The following is a 14,333-nucleotide window of genomic DNA, read 5'->3' on the forward strand; positions in this document are numbered from 1 at the left end:
CGCGGCAATCCGCACGACCCTGCGCGTGCCGGAGGGTCCGCCCCGTTCAGGGCGCGATGGCCTCGAACCGGGCGCCGAGATCGACGAGGTCGCCCGCGAACGTGGCCAGATCCTCGGCCAGATCGTCGTGGATCGCCTGCGCGGCGTCGGGAAACTCCTCCAGCACGCGGCGCATCAGCGTCGGGGTGATGCGGACCACCTCGGCCGCGCTCGCCGCATCGGCGTCGCACGGGCGCTCGCCGCGCTGGAACAGCGCGAGACGGCCGATCAGGCTCGAACGGCCCACGGTCACGGGAGTCGCGTGGCTGCCGCGCCCGGTCAGGGTCAGGGTGCCCGACATCACCACGAAGCCGCCATCGGCGCGCTCCCCATGGGCGAACAGGCGGTCGCCGGCCGCGAGGTTGCGGCGCTCGGCCGCGAAGGAGAGCAGGCGCAGGGCATCGCGACCCATGAACCCGAACAGGGGGGCGGAACTCAGGATCGCGATGTCGTCGTCGAGCCCCACGGATTGTCCAGCCTCCACGCGCGCGGCCGGAGCTTAGCCGAGACGCGCGGCCGGCGATACGCGCTACGGCAGCAGCTTGTAGCCACCGCCCTCGGTGACGAGGATTGCGGCGAGCGCCGGATTCGGCTCGATCTTCTGGCGCAGGCGGTAGATGTGCGTCTCAAGGGTGTGGGTGGTCACCTGCGCGTTGTAGCCCCAGACCTCGGCCAGCAGCGTGTCGCGGCCCACCACCTCGCGCCCGGCGCGGTAGAGGAAGCGCAGGATCGCGGTCTCCTTCTCGGTGAGCTTCAGTTTGGAGCCGCGCTCGCCCACCAGCAGCTTGGCGCCGGGCCGGAAGGTGTAGGGGCCGATCTGGAAGACCGCGTCCTCGGAGGCCTCGTGGCTGCGCAGGTGGGCGCGGATGCGCGCCAGCAGCACCGCGAACTTGAACGGCTTCGTAACATAGTCGTTGGCGCCCGCCTCCAGGCCCTCGACCGTGTCGTCCTCGGAATCCTGCGCCGACAGCATGATGACCGGCCCGCGATAGCCGTTGCGGCGCATGGCGCGCACGGCCTCGCGCCCGTCCATGTCGGGCAGCCCGACATCCATGACGGCGAGGTCGATGCGGTCGTCGGTCACGCGAGCGACCGCGCTCTGCCCGTCCACGGCGCTGAGCACGGTGAATTCCTCGTTGAGGGCGAGCTGTTCCATCAACGTCTCGCGCAGCGAGGCGTCGTCGTCACAGATCAGCAAGCGATGGGTATTCGGCATCGACCGAAGAACTTTCTGACAAATTCAGGGGCGCGCCGGGGGTCGGCAATCGGCCGGCGACGGGTGAAGGAACGAAGGAACGCGTTGAGCGCAAGCGGGCGATACGATGATGACACGGCCACGCCCTCCCGCTTCCTCACAATTCACGTCGTCCACACATACGCAGCAATCCCGGCTGCGCACAATACGGTTGTGCGCAGCCAAACAACCTCACAACGTGGGCGGAAGACGGGAAGTTTCAGGCCTCCGCCCACGAAATTGCCGCCAGTCACCCGCGCGGGCGACGAGACCGGACCGCGATGAGCGTGACGCGTCGAGGCCTGCCCGTGCCGCAGCGCGCGTCCGCCCGACGTCGACGAGACCGACCGGTGGGTCGGTCTCGTCGAAACCTCGTATAAGTCCCCTCATGACACGAACCACCCTCTCCCGCCTGCGCGTGCGCGCCCTCGTCACCGACCGGACCCGGGGGCTGCTCATCGCCGGTGCCGCGACGATCCCCTGCGCCCTCGGACGGGCCGGCCTCACCCGAACCAAGCGCGAGGGCGACGGCGCCTCGCCGCGCGGTGCGTTCCGCCTGCGCGGCGGCGTCTACCGGCCCGACCATTTCGGCGCCCGGCCCGCGAGCCCCCTGCCCCTGCGCCCCAGCGCCCCCGGCGACGGCTGGTGCGACGATGCCCGCGACCGTCGCTACAACCGGCCGATCCGCCTGCCGGCGCCCGGCGTCGGGCACGAGCGGATGTGGCGGGAGGACGGGCTCTACGACCTCGTGGTCGACCTCGACTACAACCGGGGGCCGATCCGGCGCGGCCACGGCTCGGCGATCTTCCTGCACGTGGCCCGACTGGGCTTCCTGCCGACGGAGGGCTGCGTCGCCCTCCGGCGCGCCGACCTCGTCCGGCTGCTGCGCCGGGTGGGCCCGGGCACCCGCATGCGGATCGGCTGAGCTGCGCTCAGGCGGTGTGCCGCCGTCGCGCGGCGAGGCTCGCCCGCACGGCCTCGTTGAGGCGCGTGTGTGGTTCAGCGCCGAGGCGCGCGACGAGATTCGCCCGGCCCTCGGGCTCGACCGGACCTTCGCCCTCTCCTGCCACGACGACCTCGGGCTCAGGGCGGCCCTCAACGCGGGGTTCGGCATCGGCTACTGTCAGGACGGCATCGGGCTGGCGATGCACGAGGACCTGCGCGCCACCCGCCGCATCCGCGCCCTGTTCGACCGTCCGGGCGAGGCGCTGACGACGTGTCTCGCGGTTCTGTAGCCGGCTCGTCGGTTGGTCGGGCACGTGGCATCCGATCTTTTCCGCTGGAAATAACCCGGCTTCCAAGGCCGTGCGCCGCTGTTCTGCGGGCGGCAGCGCATTTCGATGGATCGGGGTGACAGCCGGATCGGGTGTGGGGCTGTGGCGGCCGGCGCGTCCGGGATCAGGCCGTGCCCGGTTCGGCGGGGCCGGATTCCCGCGTGTCGATGCCGGGCTCGTCGGTGCGCGGGGCCGGTTCGGGCATGGCCGGTTCGGGCATGGCCGGTTCACCCCTGGCCACCCGCTCGCCCTCCTCCAGAAGGTCGAGGGCCTGGGTGCTCATCCGTTCCCAGTCGCGCACCGCCCATTCCGCCTGCCGCTGCATGAAATCCTGCTGGCGCTGAAGCATCGCCGGGATGCTGCGCGCCTCCATCAATCCCTTCACCAGGGTGAGGTTGGCGGTGAGCTGCCGCTGCGTGTTGCGGGCCATCAGCCGGCCCGCCGCACGCAGGTCCGCGTCGACGTCCGTCCGCGCGGTGCGGCTCGCCGCGACGAGGCGCTCGAAGAAGTCCTCGATGACCTCGGCCACCCCGTCGCGGGCGGCCTCGGTCCGCTGCGGCACCGGGTCATGCGGCGGTTCGGATTCGTTCGTTGACATCGGCGCGTCTCCCGAAGCCGGAGCCCGACGGACCCCGCCGGGACCGCACCGATCCGGCGCGGTCCGTCTTCCTGATGCCGCCCTTCCGCCTGAGCGCCGTCTCCCCTGCGCGGCTTTCCGGGCTCCGGAGACCGGGCTTTCTCTAGTGACCGGCCTTCTTCGGCCCGTCCTTCCTCGGCATGTAGAGGTCGGTGATGGTGCCCTCGAAGGCCTCGGCCGCCAATCCGATCGTCTCCGACAGGGTCGGATGCGGGTGGATGGTCAGGCCGATATCCTCGGCATCCGCCCCCAGCTCGATGGCGAGCGCGGCTTCCGCGATGAGGTCGCCGGCCGACGGCCCGACGATGCCGCAGCCGAGGATGCGGTCGGTCTCGGGATCGAACAGCACCTTGGTCAGGCCCTCCTCGCGCCCGAGCGCCAGGGAGCGCCCGGAGGCCGCCCAGGGGAACACGCCCTTGCCGACCTTGATGCCCTTCGCCTTGGCCTCGTTCTCCGTCATGCCGACCCAGGCCACCTCGGGATCGGTGTAGGCGACCGAGGGGATGACCTTGGCGTCGAAGGCACTGGCCTTGCCGGCGGCGACTTCCGCCGCGACCTTGCCCTCGTGCGTCGCCTTGTGGGCGAGCATCGGCTGGCCGACCACGTCGCCGATGGCGAAGATGTGTGGCACGTTGGTGCGCATCTGCCGGTCGACGGGGATGAAGCCGCGCGCGTCGACGGCGACCCCGGCGGCCTCCGCACCGATGCGCTGGCCGTTCGGGCGCCGCCCCACCGAGACCAGCACCTTGTCGAAGGTGTCGGTCGCCGGCGCGGTGCCGCCCTCGAAGGAGACCTTCAGGCCCTCCGGCGTCGCCTCGACGGCCGTGACCTTGGCCTTGAGGTGGATGGCCTCGTACTGCTTCGAGATCCGCTTCATCAGCGGCGTGACCATGTCCTTGTCCGCACCTGGGATGATCTGGTCCATCAGTTCGACGATGGTCACCTTCGAGCCGAGCGCGTGGTAGACGGTCGCCATCTCCAGTCCGATGATGCCGCCGCCGATCACGAGGAGCCGGGCCGGAACGCCGTCGAGTTCGAGCGCGCCCGTCGAATCGATCACCCGCTCGTCGTCATGCGGGATGAAGGGCATCTGCACCGGCTCCGAGCCGGCCGCGATGATGGCGTGGTCGAAGCCGATCACGCGGGTCTTGCCCTCGTGCTCCACCGCGACCTGGTTCGGGCTGACGAAGCGGGCCTCGCCCGTCACCACCGTGACCTTGCGCTGCTTGGCCAGCCCGGTGAGGCCGCCGGTGAGGCGCTTGACGACCCCGTCCTTCCACGCGCGCAGCTTGTCGATGTCGATCTGCGGCGCGGTGAAGGAGATGCCGTGCGCCGCCATGGCGTGGCTCTCGTCGATGACCTTGGCCGCGTGCAGCAGGGCTTTGGACGGGATGCAGCCGACGTTGAGGCAGACGCCCCCGAGGCTCGGCCAGCGCTCGACGAGCACCACCGACTGGCCGAGATCGGCCGCCCGGAAGGCGGCGGTGTAGCCGCCGGGGCCGGCGCCGATGACGAGCACCTGCGCCCGCATCTCCTCGCCGGAGACCGGAGCCGCGCCCTTCGGCGCGGGCGCCGAGGCGGCGGCGCCCGGAGCCTGAGCCGACGAGCCGTAGCCGGCCTGGCCCTCGCCCGGCGCGTGGCCGGCCGAGGCTCCCGCCGGGGACCCGCCCGTGCTCGTGGTGTCGGTCACCGTGGGTTTCGGCGAACCCGTGGCGGCGGCGGCTCCCGCCATCACCAGGATCAGGTCGCCCTGGGTGACCGTATCGCCCGTCTTGATCTTCACCTCCGCGACCGTGCCGGCCACCGGGGACGGGATGTCCATGGTCGCCTTGTCGGATTCCAGCACGATGATCACGTCGTCGACCGAGATCACGTCGCCGGGACTGACGCTGACCTCGATCACGGGCACGTTCTTGAAGTCGCCGATATCCGGCAGGTGGACGTCGTTGCTGCTCATCGCTTCACCTCACTCGTTTTTTTCCGCGCAACCGGGCCTCGCCGTCAGACGACGAGGCGCCGGACGTCCTCGAGGACGTGGGCGAGGTGGCGGGCGAAGCGCGCGGCGAGCGCGCCGTCGATGACGCGGTGATCGTAGGAGAGCGCGAGCGGCACGATCAGGCGGGGCTTGAACTCGGTGCCGTTCCAGACGGGCGCCATCTTCGAGCGGGCGACGCCGAGGATCGCGACTTCCGGGGCGTTGACCAGCGGCGTGAAGGACGTGCCGCCGATGCCGCCCAGGCTCGAGATCGAGAAGGTCGCGCCCTGCATGTCGGACGCCGCGAGCTTGCCGTCGCGGGCTTTCGCCGAGATCGCGCCGAGATCGCGGCTGATCTCGATGATGCCCTTGCGGTCGGCATCCTTCACCACCGGCACCACGAGCCCGTCCGGCGTGTCCACGGCGACACCGATATTGTAGTAGCGCTTGAGGATCAGCGCGTCCTTGTCGGGCGAGAGCGAGGCGTTGAATTCGGGGTGCTTGCGCAGGGCCGAGACGGCGGCCTTGATCAGGAAGGCCAGCAGGGTGACGCGGTAGCCCTTGTCCTTGAGCTCCTTGCCGGCATTGTCGAGTTCCCTGCGGTAGGCCTCCGTCTCGGTGATGTCGGACTCGTCCTGGTGGGTGACGAGCGGCACGTTGAGCCAGGACCGGTGCAGGTGCGCGCCGGAGATCTTCTTGATCCGCGACAGGGGTTGGGTCTCGATCGGGCCGAACTTCGCGAAGTCGACGGCCGGGATCTCGGGGATGCCCATGCCGCCGCCCGAGAAGGCGGCCGTGCCGGAGGCGGCGGGTGCGGGAGCGGCCGAGCGCGTGAGGTGCCCCTTCACGTCCTCCTTGGTGATCCGGCCCTTCTCGCCGGTGCCCTTCACGGCGGTGAGGTCGAGGCCGAGTTCGCGGGCCAGCCGCCGCACGCCGGGGCTGGCATGGACCTGCGAGAAATCGGGGAGGTTGCCGGCGGGCGCGGCCGGAGCGGGCGCGCTCGGAGCGGCGCTCGGGGCCGGCTCCTGCTTGGCCACGAGGGCGGCGCCGTCGGCGCCGGCCGGGGCCTCGGCGGCCTTCTCGGCCCCCTTCGAAGCGCCGTCCTTGGACGCCTCACCCTTGAACACGAGGAGCGGCGAGCCCTCGCTCACCTTGTCGCCGAGCTTGACCAGGATCTTCTCGACCACGCCGGCGCTGGGCGAGGGCACGTCCATCGTCGCCTTGTCGGATTCCAGCGACACCAGCGGGTCGTCGGGCCCGATCGTGTCGCCCTCCTTCACGTGGATCTCGATGATCGGAATGTCCTTGAAGTCGCCGATGTCCGGAATCTGGATCTCGATACCCACTGCGCATTCTCCCTGGTGAGTCGGAGCCTCTCGCGGGCTCCCTCAGGCGGTCCGTTCGATGAAAGGGTCGGGAATTCGGGGCGCTGACCACCGGCCGCCAGAAACGGGCGGCCGGCGCAGCGCGGCGCGGATCAGACGGTCCAGGGTGCCGGCCGGTCCGTGTCGATGCCGTACTTGACGATGGCGTCGGCCACCGTCTGGGCGGGAATCATGCCGTCCTCGGCGAGGCTGTGCAGGGCCGCCACGACGACCCAGTGCCGGTTGACCTCGAAGAAGTCGCGCAGGCGGACCCGGTAATCCGAGCGGCCGAAGCCGTCCGTTCCCAGGACGCGGTAGCGCCCGGGCACCCAGGTGCGGATCTGGTCGGCGAACAGGCGCATGTAGTCGGTCGAGGCGATCACCGGACCGGTGCGGCCGGCGAGACACGTCTCGACGTGGGAGAGGCGCTTGCCCTTCAGCGGGTGGAGCAGGTTCCAGCGCTCGGCCGCCATGGCGTCGCGGCGCAGTTCCGTGAAGCTCGGGCAGCTCCAGATGTCGGAGCCGATCCCGAAATCCTGCTCCAGCAGTTCGGCGGCGGCGATGACCTCGCGCAGGATGGTGCCCGAGCCCAAGAGCTGCACCCGGTGGCCCTTGGTCTTCTCCTTCGGGCCTTCCCTGAACAGGTACATGCCCTTGATGATGCCGGCCTCCGCGCCCTCGGGCATGCCCGGGTGCTCGTAGTTCTCGTTCATCACGGTGATGTAGTAGAACACGTCCTCCTGCTCGGCATACATCCGGCGCAGGCCGTCCTGCACGATCACCGCGACTTCGTACGAGAAGGTCGGATCGTAGGAGACGCAGTTCGGGATGGTCGACGACATGAGGTGGCTGTGGCCGTCCTCGTGCTGCAGGCCCTCGCCGTTCAGGGTCGTGCGCCCGGCGGTGCCGCCGATCATGAAGCCGCGCGCCCGCATGTCGCCGGCCGCCCAGGCGAGATCGCCGATCCGCTGGAAACCGAACATCGAGTAGTAGACGTAGAACGGGATCGTCGGCGCGTCGGAGTGGGAATAGGACGTCGCGGCCGCGATCCAGGACGACATCGCGCCCGGCTCGTTGATGCCCTCCTGGAGCATCTGACCGTTCTTGTCCTCCTTGTAGTACATGAGCTGGTTGGCATCCTCCGGCCGGTAGAGCTGGCCGACCTGGGAGAAGATGCCGAACTGGCGGAACATGCCCTCCATGCCGAAGGTGCGGCTCTCGTCGGGCACGATCGGCACGATGCGGTTGCCGATGTTCTTGTCGCGCAGCAGCGTGTTGAGGATGCGCACGAAGGCCATGGTCGTCGAGATCTCGCGGCCGGCCGTCTCCTTGAGCTGGGCCGAGAAGGCCGAGAGCGGCGGGATCTCCAGGGCCTGCGACTTGCGCCGCCGGGCCGGGAGCGGACCGCCGAGCGCCTCGCGCCGCGCCATCAGGTAGCGGTGCTCGGGGCTGCCCTCGGGGAACTTGATGAAGGGGATTTCCTTCAACTGGTCGTCCGTGAGATCGATCTGGAAGCGGTCGCGGAACTGCTTGAGGACCGCCTCGCCCATCTTCTTCTGCTGGTGGGTGATGTTCTGGCCCTCGCCGGACTCGCCCATGCCGTAGCCCTTGACGGTCTTGGCGAGGATGAGGGTCGGCTGGCCCTTGTGCTTGGAGGCGGCGCTGTAGGCGGCGAAGACCTTGCGCGGGTCGTGGCCGCCGCGGGTCAGGCGCCAGATGTCGTCGTCGCTCCAGTCGGCCACCAGGGCCGCCGTCTCCGGATACTTCCCGAAGAAGTGCTCGCGCACGTAGGCGCCGCTCTTCGACTTGAAGTCCTGGTACTCGCCGTCGACGCACTCCTCCATCAGGCGCGCCAGCATGCCGGTGGTGTCGCGCTGGATCAGGGCGTCCCAGCCCGAGCCCCACAGCACCTTGATGACGTTCCAGCCCGCACCCCGGAAATCGGCCTCGAGCTCCTGCACGATCTTGCCGTTGCCGCGCACCGGCCCGTCGAGGCGCTGCAGGTTGCAGTTGATGACGAAGACGAGGTTGTCGAGTTTTTCACGCGCGGCGAGCGCGATCGCTCCCAGGCTCTCCGGCTCGTCCATCTCGCCGTCGCCCATGAAGGCCCAGACCTTGCGGCCGTCCGTCTGCGCGAGGTTGCGGTGGTGCAGGTAGCGCAGGAAGCGGGCCTGGTAGATCGCCATCAGGGGGCCGAGGCCCATCGAGACGGTGGGGAACTGCCAGAAATCCGGCATCAGCCAGGGATGCGGATAGGAGGACAGGCCCTTGCCGCCGACTTCCTGGCGGAAGCCGAGGAGCTGCTCTTCCGTGAGGCGCCCCTCGAGAAACGCGCGGGCGTAGACGCCGGGCGAGGAATGGCCCTGCACGTAGATGAGGTCGCCGCCGTGATTGGCGTCGGCCCCGCGCCAGAAATGCATGAAGCCGGTGTCGTAGAGGGTGGCGGCCGACTGGAAGCTGGCGATGTGGCCGCCGAGCTCGGAGGAATCCTTGTTCGCCCGCAGGATGATCGCGATGGCGTTCCAGCGGATCGCCGAGCGGATGCGGTGCTCGATCGCCCGGTCGCCCGGATGCGGGTCCTGGTTCTGGGGAAGAATCGTGTTCAGGTACGCGGTATTGGCCGAGTAAGGGACCGGTGCGCCCTTCTTGCGGGCCCCGTCGATGACCTGCTCGATCAGGTAATGGGCTCGCTCCGGGCCGTCGACGTCGAGAACGCCGTCCAGCGAATCGAGCCATTCCTGCGTCTCGATGGGGTCGAGGTCGCGGCTACGCTCCATGGGCATCCTCCTTCGAATTATATGCGGGTCAGGGAACCCGCTTATTTGACTGAGCGCCGCCGAGCAGCGTTCGTGCCAATGTCAGCCAAGCGCTTTTCGTCTTTTCTGGCAATGGCTTCCATGAACGGCGCGGTATTTGGTCTGCGGAATTTGTTACGGGTTTCAGTTTTTTTGTCCGATTTCCCGGACATGGCGCGCCGGTTTTGACGGAATGGCGCGGGCTCTCGCACGTGCGTGCGGATCCTAACGGCACCGCACGCGCGAGCGGATCGCCGGCGCGATGCCTCACCCCCGGCGCGAGGAGCCGCGCACGATGAGGCGCCCGCTCAGCGTCACCTTGCGCACCGGCTGGTCCGGTGCCCTCAGGCGATCGAACAGGAGCGTCATCGCCTCGGCGCCGATCTCCGCCACCGGCTGCTCGATCACCGTGAGGCCGGGTTCGACGAGGTCGGTCCAGGCCTCGTTGTCGAAGCCCGCGAGGCCGAGGGCCCCTGGAACCGCGAGCCCGAGGCGCCGGGCCGCGCGCATCGCCCCCATCAGCATCAGGCCGTTCGACAGCACGAGCGCGTCCGGGCGGTCCGCCCGCGCCAGCCAATCCGTCAGCACCGCCTCGGCGGCGGCGGCGTTCGGGGGCACCACGCGCGCCAGCGATTCGGCCCCGAACCGGCGCAGCGCGCCCTCATAGCCCGCACGGCGCTCCTGGGCGGTGGAACTCGTGGAGCCGAACAGGCCGCCGATGCGGCGATAGCCCTGCGCCCAGAGGTGTTCGACCAGCAGGCCGGCGGCGGAGACGTTGTCGAGGACCACGCTGTCATGGGCCCCCGGCGGACCGGCGCGATCGATGAACACCGCCGGCACGTCGAGGTCGCCCGCCTTCATCGCCTCGGCGGTGATCCGGGTCGGCGCGAAGATCAGGCCGGTGACGCGCTCCTCCTCCATCAGGCGCAGGTACAGGGCCTCGCGGGCCGGGTCCTCGTCGGTGTTGCAGAGGATCACCCGCATGCCGGCGGCGTAGGCCGCATCCTCCACCGCCCGGCTCACCGCCGTGAAGAACGGGTTGCGGATATCGGCGACGATCAGCCCGATGGTCCGGGTCGATTGCGAGCGCAGGCGGCGGGCCGAGAGGTTGGGCCGGTAGCCCGTGGCGCGCACCGCCGCCTCGACCTGGCGGCGCAGCGCCTCGCTGACCGGCCCACGCCCGAGGGCGCGGGACACCGTCGCGGTCGACACCCCCGCCGCGCGGGCGACATCGCGGATTCCCACACTCATCGGTCGGCAAACGTTTTCAGCGGCATGCGCTGTTCTGGCATCGCTACGCCCGAGCGGCAAGCGGGGCGTAGGCACTATTTCGCTAAAATTCGTTGACTTCGGACGTGAAAACGTTTTCAGTGGCATTAACAGACAACACGGGAGGAGCACGCCATGCTCGCACCGACGCCACAGATCAGTCCGCGCCTGCTCATCCGCCTCGGGGCCACGCCCACAACCAAGGATGAGGCCATTCGCGAGGCGGCTCAACTGCTGATCGCGGGCGGCTGCATCGATCCGGCCTACGAGGCCAGCATGCTGCGCCGCGAAGGCGTGGCGAACACCTATCTGGGGCACGGAGTCGTCATCCCGCACGGCATGGTCGACGACCGCCACCACGTCCGCGAGAGCGGACTCGCCGTGCTGCAGGTTCCCGCCGGAATCACGTGGCACGACGGGCAGGTGGCGTACCTCGTCGTCGCCATCGCGGCCCAATCCGACACCCACATCACGGTGCTGCGCCGGCTCACCCGCCTGATCCAGGACGAGGCGCGCCTCACCGCCCTGCGCACCACCACGCGCAAGGAGGAGATCGCGGCCGCGCTGACCGAGGATGCGGCGGCGCCCCGCGCGACCGGCCCGGCCACCGACCTCAGCCAGCGCTTCGAGTGGACGGTGGATTACCCGACCGGCCTGCATGCCCGACCCGCCTCGCACTGGGTCGAGGTGGCCCGGAGCTGTCCGGCCCGGATCCAGGTGCGGCACGGGTCGGAGGTGGCCGACGCCAAGAACCTCATCGCCCTGCTCCAGCTCGGCCTGCGCTGCGGCGACGACGTCACCATCTCGGCCGAAGGCGACGACGAGGCCGGGGCGCTCTCGAAGATCTGCAAGGCGGTGACCGGCCTCAGCGCCGGCGAGAAGGCCGCGGCCAAGGCGGCGGCCGACGCCGCCGCGCGGGCCACCGGGCCGGTCGCGGGCTGGAACCCGGCCGACGCGCCGCGTACGCTGGCGGGCCTCGGCGCCTCTCCGGGCCTCGTCATCGGCCCCATCCACGTGCTCAGCCTCGCCGAGGTCGCGGTGCCGGACGAGCCCGAGCCGCTGACCAGCGGCGGCGACCGCCTGCACGCGGCCCTGGAGGCCACGGACGGGCAGCTCCGGGCCCTCGCCGACGACACAGAGCGCCGCCTCGGCAAGGCCGATGCGGGGATCTTCAGGGCCCAGGGCGAACTGATCGCCGACACCGACCTCATCACCCTGGCCTGCCAGCTCATGGTGGAGGGCCACGGCGTCGCCTTCGCGTGGAACCAGGCGGTGGAGCGGATGGCGGACAAGCTCTCCGCGCTCGGCAACCCGGTGCTGGCCGCCCGCGCGGCGGACCTGCGCGACGTCGGCCGGCGGGTGCTGGCCCAGATCGACCCGGCCCTGAAGAGCGGCCACGACCTACCGGACGTGCCCTGCATCCTCGTCGCGCCCGACCTCGCCCCCTCCGACACCGCCGGGCTCGATCCCGCCCGCGTCATCGGGCTGGCCACGGCGCAGGGCGGACCGACCTCGCACACCGCGATCCTCGCCCGCACGCTCGGCATCCCCGCCATGGTGGCGGGCGGGGCCACGCTGCTGGCCCTGGAGAACCGTACCCAGGCCATCCTCGACGGCGGCACGGGGCGCCTCTACCTCGACCCGAGCGAGGCCGACCTCGCCTCGGCCCGGGCCTGGAGCGCGCGCCAGCGCGCCAAGGCCGAGGACGAGGCCCGCGCCCGGGCGCTGCCCGCCCGCACCACGGACGGACACGCGATCGCCATCGGCGCCAACGTCAACAACCCGGAGCAGGTGCCGCTGGCCCTCGACCAGGGCGCGGAGGGCGTCGGCCTGATGCGCACCGAGTTCCTGTTCCTCGAGCGCGGCGACACGCCGAGCGAGGACGACCAGTACGCCACCTACCGGGGCATGCTGGAGGCCCTGTCCGGCCGGCCCCTGATCGTGCGCGCCCTCGACATCGGCGGCGACAAGCAGGTGGCGCACCTTCACCTGCCGAAGGAGGAGAACCCCTTCCTCGGCGTGCGCGGCGCCCGGCTGCTCCTGCGCCGGCCCGACCTGATGGAGCCCCAGCTGCGCGCCCTCTACCGCGCGGCGAAGGACGGCGTGCCGGCCGGCGCCCCGCGGGGCCAGCACGCGCCGCTCTCGATCATGTTCCCGATGATCACCTCGGTGCCCGAGGTGCTGGCCCTGCGCGCCCATTGCGAGCGCATCCGGACCGAACTCGACGCGCCGGAGGTCCCGCTCGGCATCATGATCGAGGTGCCGGCCGCCGCGATCCAGGCCGACGCGCTGGCCCGCCACTGCGACTTCTTCTCGATCGGCACCAACGACCTGACGCAGTACGCGCTCGCCATCGACCGCCAGAACACCGACCTCGCCCCGGAGGCCGACAGCCTGCACCCGGCGGTCCTGCGCCTGATCCACATGACCTGCGAGGGGGCCGCCCGGCACCGGCGCTGGGTCGGCGTCTGCGGCGGCATCGCGGGCGATCCGTTCGGCGCCTGCCTGCTCGCCGGCCTCGGCGTGCACGAACTCTCGATGACGCCCCGGGATGTCTCTGCCGTGAAGGCGCGGCTCCGGGCCTCGGAGATCGGCGAGTTGCGGGCGCTGGCCGCCCGCGCCTGCGCCCAGGAGGACGCGGCCGGCGTCCGGGCGCTGGCCCGCGAACGGACGGGAGACGCCGCATGAATCCGCTCGCGACCCACGTCGTCACCGTCACCCTCAACCCGGCCCTCGACCAGACCGTGGTGCTCGACGCCCTCACGCCCGGCGCGGTCCACCGGGCCCGCAGCGTACGCAAGGATGCCGGCGGCAAGGGCGTCAACGTGGCCGCCTGCCTCGCCGATTGGGGCGTGCCCGTGGCCGCGACCGGCGTGCTCGGCCAGGACAACGCCGCGCCGTTCCAGGCCCTGATGGACGCCAAGGGCATCGAGGACCGCTTCGCCTGGATTCCGGGCGAGACCCGGACCAACCTCAAGCTCCTCGACGGGGCCACCGGCGACACCACCGACATCAACCTGCCGGGGCTGCGCCTGACGGCGGACGCCCTCGTGACGGTCCGGGCGGTGCTGCGCGAGCGCGCCGCCCGCGATGCCCTGGTGGTGCTCGCCGGCAGCCTGCCCGGCGGATTGCCGGACGACACCTATGCCGGCCTCACGGCGGACCTGCGCGCGCGCGGCGCCCGCGTGATCCTCGACGCCTCGGGCCCGGCGCTCGCGGCCGCCCTCGCGGCCCCGGTCGGTGCCCTCCCCTTCGCGATCAAGCCGAACCGGCATGAGCTCGAGGAATGGGCCGGGCGCGCGCTGCCGACGCTGGCCGACGTGGCCGATGCGGCCCGGGACCTGCGGGCGCGCGGCATCGCCCTGGTGGCGGTCTCGCTCGGGCCCGAGGGGGCCCTGTTCGTCTCGGACGCGGAGATCCTGCGCGCGCTCCCGCCGCCGACCGAGATCGCCAGCACGGTGGGGGCGGGAGACGCCCTGGTGGCCGGGCTCGTGGCCGGGCTGCATGCCGGCCTGCCCCTGCCCGACACCGCCCGCCTCGCCCTGGCCTTCGCGGCCGGCAAGCTGACCCGGGCCGGCGCCAACCTGCCGCCGCGCGCGGTGGTGGAGGCCATCGCCGCGACGGTGCGGCTCGAGCGCCTCGCGGGCTGAGCGGAGGGCGGGGCTTCCCTCTGCCGGACGGAGAGGGCGCCCGTCGCGGGCCGACGAGCCGCACATCGAAACATCGACCGAGACAAGACCCAACAG

Annotated in this window: 11 protein-coding genes; 4 read left to right on the forward strand and 7 right to left on the reverse strand. The window is 71.0% G+C overall.

The features are described 5' to 3' along the window. Window positions 1-46: 46 nt before the first annotated feature. Together MKK54_RS11245 and MKK54_RS11250 are read right to left on the reverse strand one after the other, a co-directional pair. A complete protein-coding gene (locus tag MKK54_RS11245) occupies window positions 47-505 on the reverse strand; it encodes a cyclic nucleotide-binding domain-containing protein (RefSeq protein WP_244010879.1) in 459 nt (152 codons plus the stop codon). A 63-nt stretch (window positions 506-568) separates the two neighbouring features. Beyond that, window positions 569-1,255: a response regulator transcription factor gene (locus MKK54_RS11250; protein WP_244010880.1), complete on the reverse strand. Its 687-nt coding sequence runs from the start codon at window positions 1,253-1,255 to the stop codon at window positions 569-571. A 406-nt stretch (window positions 1,256-1,661) separates the two neighbouring features. On the opposite strand from MKK54_RS11250, the gene MKK54_RS11255 reads away from it, so the two are divergent. Together MKK54_RS11255 and MKK54_RS11260 are read left to right on the forward strand one after the other, a co-directional pair. After that, window positions 1,662-2,198 carry a L,D-transpeptidase gene (locus MKK54_RS11255; RefSeq protein WP_244010881.1) on the forward strand — a complete coding sequence of 179 codons (537 nt, stop codon included), beginning with the start codon at window positions 1,662-1,664 and terminating at the stop codon, window positions 2,196-2,198. Between the two features lie 67 nt (window positions 2,199-2,265). Next, window positions 2,266-2,508, forward strand: coding sequence for a hypothetical protein (locus MKK54_RS11260; RefSeq protein WP_244010882.1), 243 nt, complete (start codon window positions 2,266-2,268; stop codon window positions 2,506-2,508). Window positions 2,509-2,671: 163 nt separating this feature from the next. On the opposite strand, the gene MKK54_RS11265 is transcribed toward MKK54_RS11260, so the two are convergent. From MKK54_RS11265 to MKK54_RS11285, 5 genes are all read right to left on the reverse strand, one after another. Next, window positions 2,672-3,145, reverse strand: coding sequence for a hypothetical protein (locus MKK54_RS11265; protein ID WP_244010883.1), 474 nt, complete (start codon window positions 3,143-3,145; stop codon window positions 2,672-2,674). 142 nt (window positions 3,146-3,287) lie between these two features. Then, window positions 3,288-5,141, reverse strand: a complete 1,854-nt coding sequence (gene lpdA, locus MKK54_RS11270) for a dihydrolipoyl dehydrogenase (protein ID WP_244010884.1) — start codon at window positions 5,139-5,141, stop codon at window positions 3,288-3,290. A 44-nt stretch (window positions 5,142-5,185) separates the two neighbouring features. Further along, on the reverse strand, window positions 5,186-6,505 hold the full coding sequence (gene aceF / locus MKK54_RS11275) for a dihydrolipoyllysine-residue acetyltransferase (RefSeq protein WP_244010885.1): 1,320 nt from the start codon (window positions 6,503-6,505) through the stop codon (window positions 5,186-5,188). A 131-nt stretch (window positions 6,506-6,636) separates the two neighbouring features. After that, window positions 6,637-9,300: a pyruvate dehydrogenase (acetyl-transferring), homodimeric type gene (aceE, locus tag MKK54_RS11280; protein ID WP_244010886.1), complete on the reverse strand. Its 2,664-nt coding sequence runs from the start codon at window positions 9,298-9,300 to the stop codon at window positions 6,637-6,639. 285 nt (window positions 9,301-9,585) lie between these two features. Further along, the gene (locus MKK54_RS11285) at window positions 9,586-10,569 is read right to left on the reverse strand and encodes a LacI family DNA-binding transcriptional regulator (protein ID WP_244010887.1); all 984 of its coding nucleotides are present in this window, start codon (window positions 10,567-10,569) and stop codon (window positions 9,586-9,588) included. Between the two features lie 153 nt (window positions 10,570-10,722). On the opposite strand from MKK54_RS11285, the gene ptsP reads away from it, so the two are divergent. Continuing rightward, entirely contained in the window at window positions 10,723-13,275 is a 2,553-nt protein-coding gene (gene ptsP / locus MKK54_RS11290) for a phosphoenolpyruvate--protein phosphotransferase (protein ID WP_244010888.1), read from the forward strand. After that, window positions 13,272-14,237, forward strand: coding sequence for a 1-phosphofructokinase (gene pfkB, locus MKK54_RS11295; protein WP_244010889.1), 966 nt, complete (start codon window positions 13,272-13,274; stop codon window positions 14,235-14,237). Before ptsP ends, pfkB begins: the two co-directional genes overlap by 4 nt. Window positions 14,238-14,333: the final 96 nt, after the last annotated feature.

Origin of the sequence: Methylobacterium sp. J-068 (assembly GCF_022829445.1) — a bacterium.
GTDB lineage: Bacteria > Pseudomonadota > Alphaproteobacteria > Rhizobiales > Beijerinckiaceae > Methylobacterium.

What these genes read in the sequence shown, in the direction of transcription:
- MKK54_RS11285 (WP_244010887.1), bottom strand. Translation starts at nt 10,569, where the DNA reads ATGAGTGTGGGAATCCGCGATGTCGCCCGCGCGGCGGGGGTGTCGACC.
- aceE (WP_244010886.1), bottom strand. Translation starts at nt 9,300, where the DNA reads ATGGAGCGTAGCCGCGACCTCGACCCCATCGAGACGCAGGAATGGCTC.
- MKK54_RS11250 (WP_244010880.1), bottom strand. Translation starts at nt 1,255, where the DNA reads ATGCCGAATACCCATCGCTTGCTGATCTGTGACGACGACGCCTCGCTG.
- ptsP (WP_244010888.1), top strand. Translation starts at nt 10,723, where the DNA reads ATGCTCGCACCGACGCCACAGATCAGTCCGCGCCTGCTCATCCGCCTC.
- MKK54_RS11265 (WP_244010883.1), bottom strand. Translation starts at nt 3,145, where the DNA reads ATGTCAACGAACGAATCCGAACCGCCGCATGACCCGGTGCCGCAGCGG.
- lpdA (WP_244010884.1), bottom strand. Translation starts at nt 5,141, where the DNA reads ATGAGCAGCAACGACGTCCACCTGCCGGATATCGGCGACTTCAAGAAC.
- pfkB (WP_244010889.1), top strand. Translation starts at nt 13,272, where the DNA reads ATGAATCCGCTCGCGACCCACGTCGTCACCGTCACCCTCAACCCGGCC.
- MKK54_RS11255 (WP_244010881.1), top strand. Translation starts at nt 1,662, where the DNA reads ATGACACGAACCACCCTCTCCCGCCTGCGCGTGCGCGCCCTCGTCACC.